14 protein-coding genes are annotated in these 15,036 nt (G+C 42.9%); 9 read left to right on the forward strand and 5 right to left on the reverse strand.

Annotated elements, in window-relative coordinates; genetic code table 11:
* Nucleotides 1–46: 46 nt before the first annotated feature.
* Nucleotides 47–775, forward strand: a complete 729-nt coding sequence (gene adeR / locus ACINWC323_RS14590; protein WP_009509651.1) for an efflux system response regulator transcription factor AdeR — start codon at nt 47–49, stop codon at nt 773–775.
* Between the two features lie 26 nt (nt 776–801).
* Here the strand turns inward: adeR and ACINWC323_RS14585 are convergent, their stop codons facing one another.
* Nucleotides 802–1,074, reverse strand: coding sequence for a transporter suffix domain-containing protein (locus tag ACINWC323_RS14585; protein WP_009509653.1), 273 nt, complete (start codon nt 1,072–1,074; stop codon nt 802–804).
* Between the two features lie 150 nt (nt 1,075–1,224).
* Here ACINWC323_RS14585 and adeS point away from each other — a divergent pair, with 150 nt between their 5' ends.
* On the forward strand, nt 1,225–2,301 hold the full coding sequence (gene adeS, locus ACINWC323_RS14580; protein ID WP_009509649.1) for a two-component sensor histidine kinase AdeS: 1,077 nt from the start codon (nt 1,225–1,227) through the stop codon (nt 2,299–2,301).
* On the opposite strand, the gene ACINWC323_RS14575 is transcribed toward adeS, so the two are convergent.
* Nucleotides 2,285–2,902: a TetR/AcrR family transcriptional regulator gene (locus ACINWC323_RS14575; protein WP_005231043.1), complete on the reverse strand. Its 618-nt coding sequence runs from the start codon at nt 2,900–2,902 to the stop codon at nt 2,285–2,287. The genes adeS and ACINWC323_RS14575 overlap by 17 nt on opposite strands.
* Nucleotides 2,903–3,390: 488 nt before the next feature.
* On the opposite strand from ACINWC323_RS14575, the gene ACINWC323_RS14570 reads away from it, so the two are divergent.
* The 5 genes from ACINWC323_RS14570 (at nt 3,391) to ACINWC323_RS14550 (ending at nt 8,981) form a co-directional block, all read left to right on the forward strand.
* On the forward strand, nt 3,391–4,350 hold the full coding sequence (locus ACINWC323_RS14570; RefSeq protein WP_009509666.1) for a metal-dependent hydrolase: 960 nt from the start codon (nt 3,391–3,393) through the stop codon (nt 4,348–4,350).
* Between the two features lie 204 nt (nt 4,351–4,554).
* Nucleotides 4,555–5,529, forward strand: a complete 975-nt coding sequence (locus ACINWC323_RS14565) for a metal-dependent hydrolase (protein ID WP_009509678.1) — start codon at nt 4,555–4,557, stop codon at nt 5,527–5,529.
* A 39-nt stretch (nt 5,530–5,568) separates the two neighbouring features.
* On the forward strand, nt 5,569–6,393 hold the full coding sequence (locus ACINWC323_RS14560) for an SDR family NAD(P)-dependent oxidoreductase (protein ID WP_032881174.1): 825 nt from the start codon (nt 5,569–5,571) through the stop codon (nt 6,391–6,393).
* A 93-nt stretch (nt 6,394–6,486) separates the two neighbouring features.
* A complete protein-coding gene (locus ACINWC323_RS14555) occupies nt 6,487–8,007 on the forward strand; it encodes a flavin-containing monooxygenase (RefSeq protein WP_009509681.1) in 1,521 nt (506 codons plus the stop codon).
* 95 nt (nt 8,008–8,102) lie between these two features.
* The gene (locus ACINWC323_RS14550; RefSeq protein ID WP_009509669.1) at nt 8,103–8,981 is read left to right on the forward strand and encodes a class I SAM-dependent methyltransferase; all 879 of its coding nucleotides are present in this window, start codon (nt 8,103–8,105) and stop codon (nt 8,979–8,981) included.
* Between the two features lie 72 nt (nt 8,982–9,053).
* On the opposite strand, the gene ACINWC323_RS14545 is transcribed toward ACINWC323_RS14550, so the two are convergent.
* Both ACINWC323_RS14545 and crp read right to left on the reverse strand, forming a co-directional pair.
* Complete coding sequence (locus ACINWC323_RS14545) at nt 9,054–9,830, reverse strand: M48 family metallopeptidase (protein WP_005231035.1); 777 nt, start codon at nt 9,828–9,830, stop codon at nt 9,054–9,056.
* Nucleotides 9,831–10,034: 204 nt separating this feature from the next.
* Nucleotides 10,035–10,742: a cAMP-activated global transcriptional regulator CRP gene (gene crp / locus ACINWC323_RS14540; protein WP_004772727.1), complete on the reverse strand. Its 708-nt coding sequence runs from the start codon at nt 10,740–10,742 to the stop codon at nt 10,035–10,037.
* 148 nt (nt 10,743–10,890) lie between these two features.
* Between crp and ACINWC323_RS14535 the strand changes: the two genes are divergently transcribed.
* The gene (locus tag ACINWC323_RS14535) at nt 10,891–11,313 is read left to right on the forward strand and encodes an OsmC family protein (protein ID WP_005231034.1); all 423 of its coding nucleotides are present in this window, start codon (nt 10,891–10,893) and stop codon (nt 11,311–11,313) included.
* A gap of 71 nt (nt 11,314–11,384) precedes the next feature.
* On the opposite strand, the gene ACINWC323_RS14530 is transcribed toward ACINWC323_RS14535, so the two are convergent.
* A complete protein-coding gene (locus ACINWC323_RS14530; protein WP_032881168.1) occupies nt 11,385–12,185 on the reverse strand; it encodes a M23 family metallopeptidase in 801 nt (266 codons plus the stop codon).
* Between the two features lie 263 nt (nt 12,186–12,448).
* Here ACINWC323_RS14530 and clpB point away from each other — a divergent pair, with 263 nt between their 5' ends.
* Nucleotides 12,449–15,028 carry an ATP-dependent chaperone ClpB gene (gene clpB / locus ACINWC323_RS14525; protein ID WP_009509642.1) on the forward strand — a complete coding sequence of 860 codons (2,580 nt, stop codon included), beginning with the start codon at nt 12,449–12,451 and terminating at the stop codon, nt 15,026–15,028.
* The last annotated feature ends 8 nt before the right edge of the window (nt 15,029–15,036 follow it).

Here is a 15,036-nt window from a genome sequence, read left to right on the forward strand (position 1 = left end):
ACCGGCGTATGATTGAAAGAGATTGAAATTATCCGATGACTGATTCATGTTTGAAGCCTCATTTTCTTTTGATTGCCGTGATAAGCAGATTCTCGTCGTAGAAGATGAGTATGATATTGGTGATATTATTGAGCATTACTTAAAACGCGAAGGTATGCAGGTACTCCGTGCCATGAATGGCAAGCAAGCCATTGAAATCCATGCATCGCACCCGATTGACCTGATCTTGCTGGATATTAAATTACCTGAGCTCAATGGCTGGGAAGTGCTGAGCAAAATCCGCCAGAAAGCCCAAACGCCCGTCATTATGCTGACCGCATTGGATCAGGATATTGATAAAGTCATGGCCCTGCGCATTGGTGCAGATGATTTTGTGGTCAAACCGTTCAATCCGAATGAGGTGGTGGCACGTGTGCAAGCCGTGCTGAGAAGGGCTCAACAAAATCAACAGGCACAAAATAGAAATCTGCTTTATAAGAATATTGAGATTCACTCGGATTTACACAGTGTCTATGTCCGTCAGCAGGACAAAAAAATCATGCTCAATCTCACATTGACCGAGTATAAGATCCTGTTGCTGATGATCGATCAGCCCTATAAAGTTTTTACCCGCGGGGAGCTGATGAATCATTGCTTGCCTGACAGCGATGCGCTGGAACGGACGGTGGACAGTCATGTCAGTAAATTAAGGAAGAAACTGGAAGAACACGGTTTGCAAAATATGCTGATCAATGTGCGCGGAGTCGGCTATCGACTGGACCACCCTGCGCAGTGAGCATATTTTGACTGTGTACGGTTTTTTTAATTCAAATCATCAGGTTTTGGCTTATGCGATTTAAACGTCGAAAACAGTCGTTTAAATCCAGTCTTGATTCTGTCCCAATATTCTTTACCTAATAGTGCAATAACGATCAATAACAGGATTTCACCACCAATTGCCATTGTGGTCATGACCAGTGCTTTGTGCGGAATATCCAGAAAAGGGACAATCGGAAAGGCAATCCAGTAAACCCCGACCATCGCCAAAAGGATAAAACCTATTTTTTTACGCAGATTCAGTTGTTGATTCAGCATGAGTACCACATTTACACAATTTTCAATTTTGCTATTTTTCGGCAGGTATGAGGAGAAAGGATCATGAAAGTGTGGAAAAAGTGTGTAAAGCATGAAAAAAAACAGCGTATCATGACACAGCAACAAAGCGGGTGAACCGGGAAAGTCGGCATGAGAAACAAATCGGGTATTAGCAAGCAGCTATTTATTGCCTTAAGTATTGTCAACTTAAGTGTGACGCTTTTTTCCGTGCTGATGGGTTATTTGATCTATAACTATGCCATAGATGTCGGCTGGATTACTTTAAGCTCCTTGCAGGAAGACTGGACCGAATTTCATTTTATTGACTGGATCTGGTTATCGACGGTGATTTTTTGTGGTGGGGTCATTTCCATCATTATCGGCATGCATCTGGCTCAGCGCTTTATTAAACCCATTAATTTTCTTGCCGAAGCGGCCAAGCAGATCAGTCAGGGAAATCTTTCTGCGCGAGCAGATGACCGTCACATTCATTCCACTGAAATTGCGGAACTGATGCATAATTTTAATAACATGGCGCAGAAGCTGGAAAGTTCGGTTGAAAATGCACTGGTCTGGAATGCAGCCATCGCGCATGAGCTGCGGACACCGATTACCATTTTGCAGGGCCGTTTACAAGGTATTCTGGATGGGGTGTTTAAACCGGATGAAGCCTTGTTTAAAAGCCTGCTCAGTCAGGTGGAAGGCTTATCTCATCTGGTCGAAGACCTGCGAACCTTAAGTCTGATTGAAAACCAGCAACTCAGGTTAAATTATGAAATGGTTGATTTTAAAGCACTGACTGAAAAAGTATTAAAACTGTTTGAGCAACGTTTACAACAGGCACAGATCGAACCCGTACTTGAGATTCCTGCTATTCAGGTGCATTGTGACCGTCGTCGTATCGAGCAGGTATTAATGGCCCTGATTGATAATGCAATCCGTTATGCCGATGCCGGAAAACTTAGCATTTCTTTAAAAATGGACCCGCAAAACTGGATTTTGCAGGTGGCCGATGCAGGTCCGGGTATCGCAGCACAATATCAGCAAGATTTATTCAATCCGTTCTTTAGACTGGAACAGTCCAGAAATAAAGAGTTTGGAGGAACAGGACTGGGGCTGGCGGTTGTGCACGCGATTGTAATTGCGCATGACGGTCGCATTGAATACAGCAATCCTGCTCATAATAGTGTGTTTACGATTCACTTGCCGGTTAAGACTCTGCCTTAGCTAGCTCTGCTTCTATATAGCTAATAATCATGGTACTTAGACCTTTGACCATTTCATCAAAGCTGATTTGCGGATTCGGTAAGATCAGGTGGCGTGCCACATTAAAGATACTGCTATTAATGCTGATATATGCTGTCACACTAAGATTGTTCACTTTTAAATAGCGCGGATGGCGAATCATGTATTTCATCAGCACTTCCATTAACGCCATCTCGATCTGGCCGATATACTTTTCGTATTTGAGCTCTGTCGCATAGCGCAGGCAAATCAGATAACGGTCATCATCACGGGTGAGCAGGTCCCGGAAAGTATAAAAAATCATCTCGAATAAAGGTTCCAGCTCTTGTTCAATAATGATAGGCGTCAGCTCTTTGACCATATCCAGAACCTCTTTGACAAAGGTTTTGGCCATGGCATCATAGATTTCTTCTTTATTCTTGAAATATTCATACAGTGAACCGACGCTGACACCTGCAATATCGGCAATGTGTCGTGTAGTGGTGCCGCTGGTACCGTTAGTGGCAACTGCAATAAAACCTGCTTCAATAATTGTATCGACAGTCACTTTGGAACGAGACTGGCGGGGTTTACGTGTAGCCATAAAGTATTATTGTTGAAATCCGAACATAACGTCAGATTAACATGAGCTGGAAGAGCATGAAAGAGCCAGCCCCATAATCCGAACAAATAAAATTACGACTTTTTAATATTTATTGGTCAGAGTGTAATGAATTAGTATTTTTAAAAAATGGGTATACATTTTTTAGAAAAAATTAATTTATATATTTTATTTAAATTATTAATATTTATATTGAAAATAACAATTTTATAATAAACCAATAATCTTATCAGCGCGAATTTTCTTTGATAATGCTGCGCTAAGTTTCGATAAATAATGATTAAAAATACCCGAATTGAATCCGAACATAAGATCGGTTTACAGTTGTTTTGTATCAGGATCAGGTTTAAAAAAATCTCCCGAATATTTTTTCACACTTCCCGAGCAGTTGGGAGCGTTGAAAAGAGATGAACCAGACGAAAAGAATGTAAAAGGGCAAATGACGCTCAAGTAACCAGATAGGTGTAGCCATGATTAGCAACACATTAAGGAAAGGTTTAAGCTTGTTTAAATCCAATCCCATCACTGAGCAAATTGATTTTGCGAGTAAAAAAACGATTCCAATTCGTCATTTGGCAATCGGATTTGAAGGGAAGGAAGTTGATTTATCCTTCTATATGAATAATCAGTTTGCCACAATTTTTTTCGCCACCCTGTCAGTCTTTTTAACTTATGGCGAAGATCTGGTGATTGAAACAGCACGCCATCATCGTGACTTACTCAAAGATCCGATCTTAAAGCAACGCGTCACTTCCTTGATTGGACAAGAGGCGATTCATTCAAAATTACATAATGAATTTAATGATGCAATTGTTGAGCTTGATTATCCGGTAAAACTGTACCGTTTTCTGGGCGAGCAATTCTTTGAATATATCTTCCTGAAATTTCCACAACCGCTAAAACTTTCGCTGATGGCCGGAATCGAGCATTTTACCGCGGTGTTAGCAGAATACATGATGGCGCATGAGCAGAATTTCTATTTCTCCGATGATGCTAAAACCCGTGCTTTGTGGATGTGGCATATGCTGGAAGAATCCGAGCATAAAGATGTGGCCTACGATGTGTATCAAACCTTGAATGGCAACTATGCATTGCGTATTTCAGGGTTCTTCCTCGCGTACTTTACCATTCTCGGTCTGATTCCATTTTCAGCTACGTTGGTGCCGGTGTTACGTAGGCCACAGGAAATGCTGACAGCAAAATTCTGGAAAGATGCACGCCGTGGCGTGAAGCTGATTTTTAGTCCCAAAGATGGTGTTTTTGGAAGTACGCAAGGCCGAATCTTCGATTATTTACGTACTGATTTCCATCCCAACGATCACGATGCATCTGCGTATTTCGAATATTACGAAAAGAAACTTCTTTCAGAGGGTGGTGCCTTATATCCGTTCTTTGTAAAAGAGTTTACGCCTAAAGTTCAGGCCGCTTAATGCGCAATAAAGCAGGCACAGCAGGTAGATCATTGCCTGCTGAGTTGGCAAAAAAGCTCAGCGTGTGATGAGCAGTTTGGTTCTTGTTGCCTACATTGCCGTCATGCACTATGCAAACAAACCATCTTATCCAGTCGCTGTATGTAGAGATATACAAATTGGCTAAGCCTTTTAAGTTGTAATGCAGTTTTAGGGGATCGAGATATGGTCGCTCAAGTTCTTCGTCATGTTTTTTCAGATAAATTCAGTACCAAATATCAAGGGATTATTCAAAATCTGGCGAGTAAATCACCGATTCCGATTCGTCATTTTGATTTTAAGTTTAACCCTTCTGAACTTGATGAGCGGTTTTTCTTAAATAAAGAACTTGCAACATCTTACTTTCATGCCTTGTCTATTTTCTTGACCTTTGGTGAAGATGTAGTGATCGAAACAGCTCGTCATCACCGTGATTTTATTGAAGATCCTGTCTTGAAACAAAGACTGACCTCACTGATTGGGCAAGAGGCGATTCATTCAAAAATCCATAATCAATTTAATGATGAAGTGCTGAAAGAAAATGGCTATCCTGTCGAATTGCTACGTGCCATTGCTGGCAAGGTTTTTGATTATGGCATCTATAAACTACCACAGTCTTTACAGTTATCGTTGATGGCAGGCATTGAGCATTACACGGCTGTGCTTGCTGAATTTATGATGCAGCATGAAGAGTATTTGCTTGGGTCACAAGATGAAAGACAACGGGCCATGTGGATGTGGCACATGCTGGAAGAGTCAGAGCATAAAGATATTGCCTATGATGTGTTCCTGGAATTATCAGGTGATTACTGGCTCCGGATCATAGGTTTCCTGTTGGCCAGCTTGACGATTTTAGGCGGTGTTTCACTGGGTGGTTATCTGATGCCATTTATACGTAAGCCAAGCAACCTGATTAATCCTCGTTATATGAAAGATATTGTCGAGAGTACTGCGCTGTTATTTGGTAGCGAGCGTGGCGTATTTGGAAGTAGCTTTATGCATATTCTGGAATATCTGCGTCCAAGCTTTCATCCCAATGATCATGATACGACCGCGTATATGGAATACTACAAAGAGCGTCTCTTGAATCCTGAAACGGGTTTATTAAGTCCTTATTTTCTTAAAGAGTTTGTACCGCCTGTGCGTACAGCTTCTGCATAACCTGGTTCAAGTTCATACGAGATTGCTGGAAAAACAATGATGAAATTATTTGCAAAGAAAGCCAAGCCAAGCCAACAGGCATTTGCTGTGGTGACAGGCGCAGGAAGCGGGATTGGTCGTAGTTTTGCGCTCGAACTGGCGAAACGTGGCGGTACTGTGGTGTGTTCAGATATCAATTTAGATGCGGCCAAAGAAACGGTCGCGCTGATTGAAGCCTTAGGCGCGAAAGCGTTTGCAGTGAAATGTGATGTTGGTAATGCCAAGCAAGTAGAAAAGCTGGCAGAGCAGGCCGAGCAGTTGATGCAACATCCCACCACACTGGTCATCAATAATGCTGGCGTGGGTTTAGGCGGCAAGTTTGATGAAACCTCACTGGAAGACTGGAAGTGGGTTTCTGATATTAACTTGTGGGGCGTAATTCATGGCTGCCATTATTTTGTGCCGAAGTTTAAACAGCTAGGACGTGGCGCGATTATCAATGTGGCATCTGCTGCATCGTATACCGCAGCACCAGAAATGACAGCCTATAACGTGACTAAAGCGGGGGTGCGTGCCTTATCGGAAACGCTTTCTGCCGAGCTTCGTAAACATAACATCAAGGTAAATGTACTTTGTCCAACATTGGTACCAACCAACATTATCAAGAATGGCAAAGTACCACATAAAGGCATTCTTGACTATGCATTGACCAATTTGGCGTTTACCACCAGTGACAAGGTTGCAAAGCTGACGCTGGACCGTCTGGATAAAAACGAGCTTTATACCATTCCACAAATCGATGCCAAGTTATTCTGGCTGATGAAACGTACTGCACCAAATTTATATGCAAAATTTTTAGGTACATCATACCGGTTTATAAAATAACCCTGATTAGGCAAAAGAACTGAATGAATGAAATGAAGAGAGAACCTGTGGGTAATCACTTATTTCAGCTACATGATACAAAGGACATTTTAAATGACAGCTCAAGCAAAAAAATTAAACTCAGCTGAAGGAAAGGCACTCCCACAACATATTTATGACACCTTCATTGTGGGTGCAGGTATTTCAGGGATTGCGACTGCCATTCGTCTGGATCAGGTGGGTTATAGTAACTACAAGATCATTGAAAAAGCGACACGTGTCGGTGGAACCTGGCGTGAGAATACCTATCCGGGTTGTGGCTGTGATGTGCCATCGGCTCTATATTCCTATTCATTTGCGCCCAGTGCCAAATGGAGTCATTTATTTGCTCGCCAACCTGAAATTCTGAGCTATTTAGAAGAAGTTAGTCAGGATTTTGGCGTTAGTTCAAAAATCGAGTTTGGTACGGAACTAGTGAATGCTGCATGGGACAAGGAACGTAATTTATGGGTGATGGACACCAATAAAGGCCAGTACCTGTCTAAAACTGTGGTTTTTGCCACAGGTCCGATTACCGAAGCACAAATTCCAAAACTCGAAGGGCTGGAAACCTTCAAAGGTGAAATGTTCCATTCAGCCAAATGGAATCACGATTATGATTTGACTGGTAAACGTATTGCAGTAATTGGCACGGGTGCCTCCGCGATTCAGTTTGTACCGCAGATTCAACCTTTGGCGAAAGAGCTGTATGTGTACCAGCGTACAGCACCGTGGGTGGTACCAAAACCTGATACTGACTTGGGTGATGTTAGCAAAGCACTGATTGAGAAGTTTCCTCTGATCCAAAAAACTTGGCGTCAAACAGTCGCCCAGTCTCTGAATGCCATTAACTTTGGTTTACGTAATCCAGCGGTGTTAAAACCGGTAGGCGAATTGGCCAAACTGATTTTACGCTTCCAGATTGAAGATCCTGAACTCCGTAAAAATGTGACGCCGAACTTTACCATTGGCTGTAAACGTTTATTGTTCGCCAACAACTATTATCCTGCTTTACAGCAACCGAATACCAAACTGATTCCACATGGATTGGTGAAGGTCGAGGGCAATACCGTTGTTTCAGCAAATGGTGAACGTCATGATGTGGATGTAATCATTTGGGGCACAGGTTTTGAAGTCTCGCATCCGCCAATTGGCAAACGTGTGACCAATGAAAAAGGCCAGATACTCAATGATCTCTGGAAAAGCAGTTCGCCAGAAGCTTATTTGGGTACCAGCATTGAAAATGTGCCGAATGCATTCTTGGTATTGGGGCCTAATGTACTGGTTTATGATTCATTTATCGGTCTGGCTGAAGCTCAGCTGGATTATATCGTTGATGGTCTGCTTAAAATCAGAGACCAAGGCATTGCCAAACTGAACATTAAACCGGAAGTGATTAAACAGCATAATGAACTGGTACAGAAACATCTTAAAACCACCGTGTTTAATGCCGGTGGATGCAAGAGCTACTATTTGGATGCCAATGGTCGTAACTTTGCTGCGTGGCCGTGGTCGTTGAAAAAGTTGAAGCAACGTTTAAAACATATGGATCTCAATGATTATCAAGTGACCTATCAGACTGAAAAAACCAACTGAGTTTAGAGCAATCATAAAAAGAGCAGCAAATTTTATCTAAGGATGGAATTTGCTGCTTATTTTTTGCAAGATAGAAATAAAGATGGGGAAAAATAATGAAAGAAGGACAATCAAGCCGAACAGCGGAAGCCGCTGCTGCATTGCGTGCCAATCATTTTAACAATGCCGCAGAACCGGTGTTTGCTGATCCCTTTGCATTCGAACTGACCAGTCAAGGCTGGAGGACGTTGCTGAGTACGCCATTAACCGTCAAGCTGATGAATTCTTCGGTATTTAACCGCACCTTGGGTTTATTAACCGGGCAGGTGGTGGGACGCTCACGCTATGCTGAAGATCAGCTCTACGCCGCCATTGAACGGGGTGTAGCGCAATATGTACTGGTGGGCGCAGGTCTGGATTCATTTACCTTGAGACAGGCGCAGCAATTCCCGCAGCTCAAGATTTATGAGGTGGATCATCCCGATACACAGACGGCTAAACAAAAAAAATTACGCCAATGGGGAGAGCTTCCAGCGAATGTAGAGTTTGTTGCAATCGATTTTGAAAAAGAATCGATTGCAGATGCTTTGGCGCGTAGTTCCTTTCAGCAGGATCAGGCCGCTTTTTTCTCGTGGCTGGGAACAACCCATTATCTGGAGCCAGAAACAACCTTAAAGACTTTAGCTAGCATTGCACAGATTGCTGCACAGGGAAGTGAGGTGGTTCTGGACTATTCGATTGATTATCGGGAGCTGGACGGGATAGAGCGTTTCGGAAGCTTATTTGTCTCCCAATTTACCCGATTTCTAAAAGAACCGTTAAAGGGACAATTTAGACCTAAGATGCTGCATCAGGCAGTTGAGCACATGGGGTATAAGGTCATTGAGGATTTATCTGGTGATGGTTTAAGTGAGCGTTATTTTCATGCTCGAGCAGATCATATCCGGCATACTATTGCAACGCATATGCTGCATTTACGCTTAGCTCAGGCATGAGTATTCAGCGGCATGCATAAAAAAGCCCTTAAAGACCTAGAGGTATTTAAGGGCCGATACAGATGCTATGAATTAGCGGCGTTTATTATAAACCGCCATTGCTGCCGGTAAGTTCTTACGCATGTCGCCAATACGTTGAGTGTTTGACGGGTGAGTAGACAGGAATGATCCACCACCAGCGCCATCAAGACGGTTCATTTTTTCCCATAGGCTGATGGCTGCATTCGGGTTATAACCTGCTTTTGCCATTAACATTAAACCGCCGTAATCGGCACGACTTTCCAGATTACGTGAATAAGGCAGACCGATACCAACCTGGCTGCCTAAATCGATCGCAGCGCTACCTAGATCGCCAATGCTGCTACCTGCATATGATTTACCAATACCAATTGCAAGGTTAGTTAAAGCCTGTGCACCGATTTTGCTTTTTGCATGCTCTTCTAGGGCATGGGTCATTTCATGGCCCATTACCGCCGCAATTTCATCATTGGTTAGGTTGAGCTTGTTGACAATACCGGTATAGAACACCACTTTACCGCCAGGCGCGACATAAGCGTTGACCGTGTCAGATTTTAATACCGCAAGCTGCCAGTCAAAACGTTGACCGGTCTGGTTCATTTGATCCGCATAAGGCTTTAAGCGGTTAAATACGGTATTAATACGTTGATAAGTACTTGAGCTGCTATCCAGCTGATTTTTAGCACGTGCTTCCTGCGTCATTTTTGAGAAACTTTGTGCTGATTGCGCATTTAATGTCGCGCTGTCCGCACCCGCCATATCTGCGAACGAAGCACAGCCAGAAATGGTCATCACAGTTACAGCACATAGGCTTAAAGCTAATTTCTTCATACTTATTCTCTCCAAATCAGTATCTTATGAATATAGTCATGATCACGGTGGATTATAAAAAATGTTTACAGCAGTTAACATTCTGAATAGCTCTATAATCATTGTAATTATGTAATCGGCATTGCTTATAATTTATATTTAAGCAAATAAAAGCCAGTGGCATTGCACTGGCTTTAAAATAGATCAATTTAATTGAGCATTAAATTAATCTTCGTCATCATACTCATCTTCAGGGAAGGCATTCTCTTCTAAAGAAGCATCAAAGATTAAGATAGCCTTACCATCAGTTTGAATCATGCCCTGATCTTCAAGTGTCTTGAGGACACGGCCAACCATTTCACGTGAACAACCGACAATACGGCCAATCTCTTGACGGGTAATACGAATCTGACGGCCATTCGGTAAAATCATTGCCTCTGGTTGAGCAGATAAGTCAATTAAACAACGCGCAATACGACCAGACACATCAATAAATGCCAGATCGGTTACTTTACGTGTGGTATTTTTAAGACGGCGAACCAATTGAGCAAACACAGCATAGCTTAAATCTGGATATTGCTTGCTTAACTCGTGGAAATTGTCGTAAGTGATTTCTGCAATTTCGCAGACATCGCGTGTACGTACTTCTGCGGTACGCTGAGGGTTCTTTTCAAAAAGCCCCATTTCGCCAAAGAAGTCACCTGGGTTTAGATAGGCAACTACGATTTCTCGTTCGTCATCTTCACGTAAGATAATTGACACTGAACCTTTTAATATTAAATACAGTGATTTTGATTCAGTTCCAGCGTCAACAATCGTGGTGCGTTTAGGATATCTATTAATATGAGCACGTTTTAGCAGCGCTTTAACTGATTCAGGGAGTTGACCTGGTGATAAAGCATCAGTGCTAAGTTGTGAAAAATTTGAAGTCATGCTTAAAATTTCCGAATTTGGATAAAACCGATCGCACAGACCCTTGGAAGAGCCTTTTCTACACAGAAGAGATGAAATTCCTTATCAACTCATTTTATGTTAGTGTACAAGAACAGAGTAAATTTATAACGTTTTTCGGGTAGTTGCAATGCAAACAAGTGTACATTGGTTAGAGAATGTTGCTTTTGAAGCAAAATCAGAAAGTGGCCACAGTGTGGTGATGGATGGTTCTGCCGAATATGGCGGTGAAAACCGTGGTCCACGTCCTATGGAATTGATTTTAATGGGACTTGGTGGGTGTGCTTCGTTTGATATTGTGACCATTTTAAAGAAATCTCGTCAAGATGTGACCGATGTCGTATGTCAGCTTAAAGCGGAAAGAGCGGATAGCATTCCAGCGGTGTTTACCAAAATTCATTTGCACTTCATCGTCACCGGTAAGGCGGTAAAATCAAAACAGGTGGAAAAGGCAGTCGAATTGTCTGCCGAAAAATATTGTTCAGCCAGCAAAATGCTGTCTGATGGTGGCGTAGAAATTACCCACGACTTCGAAATTATTGAAGCAGCTTAAGGCTTAAACTATTAAGTTTTGCTAAAAAGTGATCGGTTTTGCGCCGATCACTTTTTTATTTGTTGCACTGTTTATTTTAAAAATAATTGTGGATCTACCCGAGCATTGTTCAGGCTCATTCCCCAATGTAAATGTGGCCCTGTGACGCGTCCTGTCTTACCGACCAGTCCGAGCACTTCGCCTTGCTGGATGTGTTGACCTTTTTCTACATTAATTTTGCTGAGATGGCAGAACATACTGATCAGTCCTTGCCCATGATCAATCAGTACCGTATTGCCATTAAAGAAATAGTTGCCTGTCCCGACAACCACACCCTCTGCAGGCGCAACGACTTTTTGTCCCACTGGCGCGGGAATATCGAGGCCAGAATGCGGAGCGCGTTCTTCACCATTGAAAAAGCGTTTTCTGCCAAAGGAGTTGCTAAATTTACCAGCGGTAGGGCGGATGAAAGCAGGAAAGCTGTGCCAGCTACTCGGCGTAAATGAATGATAAATATCATTTTGCTCTTTTGCTTCACGTGCATAGCGATCAAGCTGGTCCTGATTCGGATTGACATAGTCCTGATTCTTGACGTTTAAACGCTGCTCAGCATATCGGTATGGCGTTACTTCGATCTGAATCGGCGTGGTATTGGTAGTTAAGCTCAAACTGCCTAATGGCGCAGAAAGTGGAATACCAAACACGGCATATCGCTGTGTGCCTTCCTGAGTAATGAGTACGGGCTTTTGCTCATAAAAGACCTGAGTGGTATTTGCGTTTAAGGGAATGACAGCAATCCCACCAGCGCGACGTGAATCTTGTGGGAGTTGGGCAAATACCGAATGAAGAGGCAGCAGGCAAGCTGCACCCAATAAAATTTTTTTTAAGTACATGAGCGTCATTTTGAATCAAGTAAGGTGTTAGGCTAAATCGTTCGGTGAAAAATCACAATCATAATTCTGTTTAGAACGGAACAGACAGAAAAATTATACAAAATATACTTGAAATAGATTGTTTATATACCCATATTAGTACTGAGTTTTATTCATTTCGTTTTTTATAAAATATTGAAAAATATATAAATTTTTATTTGAAATTTAAAAAAGTGTTCCCATCTAAGTGATAAGTTAGAAATTTGTTGTGAGGAATAACAAGAATGCGTTTTGAAAAATTTACAAACCGCTTACAGCAAGCACTCTCAGATGCGCAATCATTGGCAATGGGTAAAGACCATACCTCGATTGCAGGTATTCATATTCTTGCTACTTTATTGGAAGAACCTGCTAATTTGAGTTTGTTGCAACAAGCGGGCGCGCGTTTACCAGAGTTAAAGCAGAAGCTGGAACAAGCCGTGCAAAATGCACCAACCTTGGCAAATCCTACGGGTGATATCAATCTCAATCCTGAAGCGGTAAAGGCGCTGAATTTAGCTGACCGTTATGCACAGAAAGCAGGCGATGAGTTTTTATCAACCGACTGGGTATTACTTGGTCTGGCAGAAACCGGTGAAACCAAAACCATTTTAAATAGTATCGGGGTTACACCTGAAAGTTTACGTAAAGTAATTGAAAATATTCGAGGAAATGACAAAGTCATGAGTAATAATCATGAAGATCAACGTGACTCACTGAATAAATATACCATTGATTTAACCGAGCGTGCTTTGGCGGGTAAACTTGACCCTGTGATTGGTCGTGATGACGAGATTCGCCGTACCATTCAGGTATTATCACGCCGTACCAAAAATAACCCGGTGCTGATTGGTGAGCCAGGGGTCGGTAAAACCGCGATTGTAGAAGGTCTGGCGCAACGTATTGTCAATGGTGAAGTTCCAGAGAGCTTAAAGAACAAGCGTGTGCTTTCACTTGACTTGGGTTCATTGCTTGCGGGTGCAAAATATCGTGGTGAGTTTGAGGAGCGTTTAAAAGCAGTCCTCAAAGACCTTGCCAAGCATGAAGGTGAAATCATCCTGTTTATCGACGAGCTGCATACGCTGGTTGGCGCAGGTAAAGGTGATGGCGCGATGGATGCAGGTAATATGTTAAAACCTGCTTTGGCACGTGGTGAATTGCGTTGTGTGGGTGCGACCACTTTAGATGAGTACCGTCAATATATCGAGAAAGATGCTGCGCTTGAGCGTCGTTTCCAGAAAGTGTTGGTGGATGAGCCGAGTGTCGAAGATACCATTGCGATTTTGCGTGGTCTTAAAGAGAAATATGCAACCCATCACGGTGTGCAGATTCTGGATTCAGCCATTATCGCTGCGGCGAAGATGTCGCATCGTTATATCACGGATCGCCAGTTACCCGATAAGGCGATTGACCTGATTGATGAGGCTGCGTCGCGCATCAAAATGGAAATCGATTCCAAGCCAGAAGCGCTGGACAAACTTGATCGCCGCTTAATCCAGTTGAAAATGCAATTGGAAGCGGTGAAAAAAGATGAAGATGCGGGCAGTAAAGCTGAAGTGAATCATCTTGAGCAGCAAATTGCGGAAAAGCAAAAAGAGTACAACGATCTGGAAGAGATCTGGAAAGCTGAAAAAACACTGGTTGAAGGTGATAAGAAGGCACAGGTTGAACTTGATCAGGCACGTAGCGCTTTGGAAAAAGCCAAACGTGAAGGTGATCTGGCTGAAGCTGCACGCTTGCAATATGGTGTCATTCCAGAGTTGCAAAAACGTCTGGAACAAGCTGAAGTTGCTGAGGAAAATGAAGAGCCGAAGCTGATTCGTACCAAAGTCACTGAAAATGAAATTGCTGAAGTCGTGAGTGCGGCAACAGGCATTCCTGTGGCGAAAATGCTTCAAGGTGAACGTGAAAAACTTCTCAATATGGAAGAGTTTTTGCATAACCGTGTGGTTGGGCAGGATGAAGCTGTGGTTGCGGTTTCCAATGCAGTACGTCGTTCACGTGCAGGCTTATCCGATCCGAATCGTCCAAGTGGCTCATTCCTGTTCCTTGGTCCGACAGGGGTAGGTAAAACCGAGTTAACCAAAGCATTGGCTAACTTCCTGTTTGATAGCGATGACGCCATGATTCGTATTGATATGTCCGAATTTATGGAAAAACATTCCGTGAGCCGTTTGGTCGGTGCACCTCCGGGCTATGTCGGTTATGAGGAAGGCGGTGTCTTAACTGAAGCTGTGCGTCGTAAGCCCTATAGTGTGGTGTTATTCGATGAAGTGGAAAAAGCGCATCCAGATGTCTTCAATATCTTGTTGCAAGTCCTGGATGATGGACGTCTAACCGATTCTCAAGGTCGTGTGGTTGATTTTAAGAATACGGTAATCGTAATGACCTCGAATCTTGGTTCGCAAGATGTACGTGAACTTGGAGAAGGTGCAACCGATGATGAAGTACGGGCCGTGGTGATGAGTGCGGTCACTCAGCATTTCCGCCCAGAGTTTATCAACCGTATTGATGAGCTGGTCATCTTCCATTCGCTGCAAAAAGCACAGATTCGTGGTATTGCAGATATTCAGTTAGATCGTTTACGTACACGTTTGAGTGAACGTGATATGGGCTTAACGGTGGATGATACTGCTTTTGATTTATTGATTGATGCTGGTTTTGATCCTGTCTATGGTGCACGTCCATTGAAACGGGCGATTCAGCAACAGGTGGAAAACAGTCTGGCTCAGAAAATCCTGTCTGGTGAGTTCCAGCCTGGCGATAATATCCTGATCAAAGGCGACAGTGGTCATCTGGTGTTTGATAAGTTAAAACTGAGCTAAACCTAGTT

This window comes from Acinetobacter sp. WC-323, assembly GCF_000314615.1.
Classification (GTDB): domain Bacteria; phylum Pseudomonadota; class Gammaproteobacteria; order Pseudomonadales; family Moraxellaceae; genus Acinetobacter; species Acinetobacter courvalinii.

What these genes read in the sequence shown, in the direction of transcription:
- adeR (WP_009509651.1), top strand. Translation starts at nt 47, where the DNA reads ATGTTTGAAGCCTCATTTTCTTTTGATTGCCGTGATAAGCAGATTCTC.
- ACINWC323_RS14585 (WP_009509653.1), bottom strand. Translation starts at nt 1,074, where the DNA reads ATGCTGAATCAACAACTGAATCTGCGTAAAAAAATAGGTTTTATCCTT.
- adeS (WP_009509649.1), top strand. Translation starts at nt 1,225, where the DNA reads ATGAGAAACAAATCGGGTATTAGCAAGCAGCTATTTATTGCCTTAAGT.
- ACINWC323_RS14575 (WP_005231043.1), bottom strand. Translation starts at nt 2,902, where the DNA reads ATGGCTACACGTAAACCCCGCCAGTCTCGTTCCAAAGTGACTGTCGAT.
- ACINWC323_RS14570 (WP_009509666.1), top strand. Translation starts at nt 3,391, where the DNA reads ATGATTAGCAACACATTAAGGAAAGGTTTAAGCTTGTTTAAATCCAAT.
- ACINWC323_RS14565 (WP_009509678.1), top strand. Translation starts at nt 4,555, where the DNA reads ATGGTCGCTCAAGTTCTTCGTCATGTTTTTTCAGATAAATTCAGTACC.
- ACINWC323_RS14560 (WP_032881174.1), top strand. Translation starts at nt 5,569, where the DNA reads ATGAAATTATTTGCAAAGAAAGCCAAGCCAAGCCAACAGGCATTTGCT.
- ACINWC323_RS14555 (WP_009509681.1), top strand. Translation starts at nt 6,487, where the DNA reads ATGACAGCTCAAGCAAAAAAATTAAACTCAGCTGAAGGAAAGGCACTC.
- ACINWC323_RS14550 (WP_009509669.1), top strand. Translation starts at nt 8,103, where the DNA reads ATGAAAGAAGGACAATCAAGCCGAACAGCGGAAGCCGCTGCTGCATTG.
- ACINWC323_RS14545 (WP_005231035.1), bottom strand. Translation starts at nt 9,830, where the DNA reads ATGAAGAAATTAGCTTTAAGCCTATGTGCTGTAACTGTGATGACCATT.
- crp (WP_004772727.1), bottom strand. Translation starts at nt 10,742, where the DNA reads ATGACTTCAAATTTTTCACAACTTAGCACTGATGCTTTATCACCAGGT.
- ACINWC323_RS14535 (WP_005231034.1), top strand. Translation starts at nt 10,891, where the DNA reads ATGCAAACAAGTGTACATTGGTTAGAGAATGTTGCTTTTGAAGCAAAA.
- ACINWC323_RS14530 (WP_032881168.1), bottom strand. Translation starts at nt 12,185, where the DNA reads ATGTACTTAAAAAAAATTTTATTGGGTGCAGCTTGCCTGCTGCCTCTT.
- clpB (WP_009509642.1), top strand. Translation starts at nt 12,449, where the DNA reads ATGCGTTTTGAAAAATTTACAAACCGCTTACAGCAAGCACTCTCAGAT.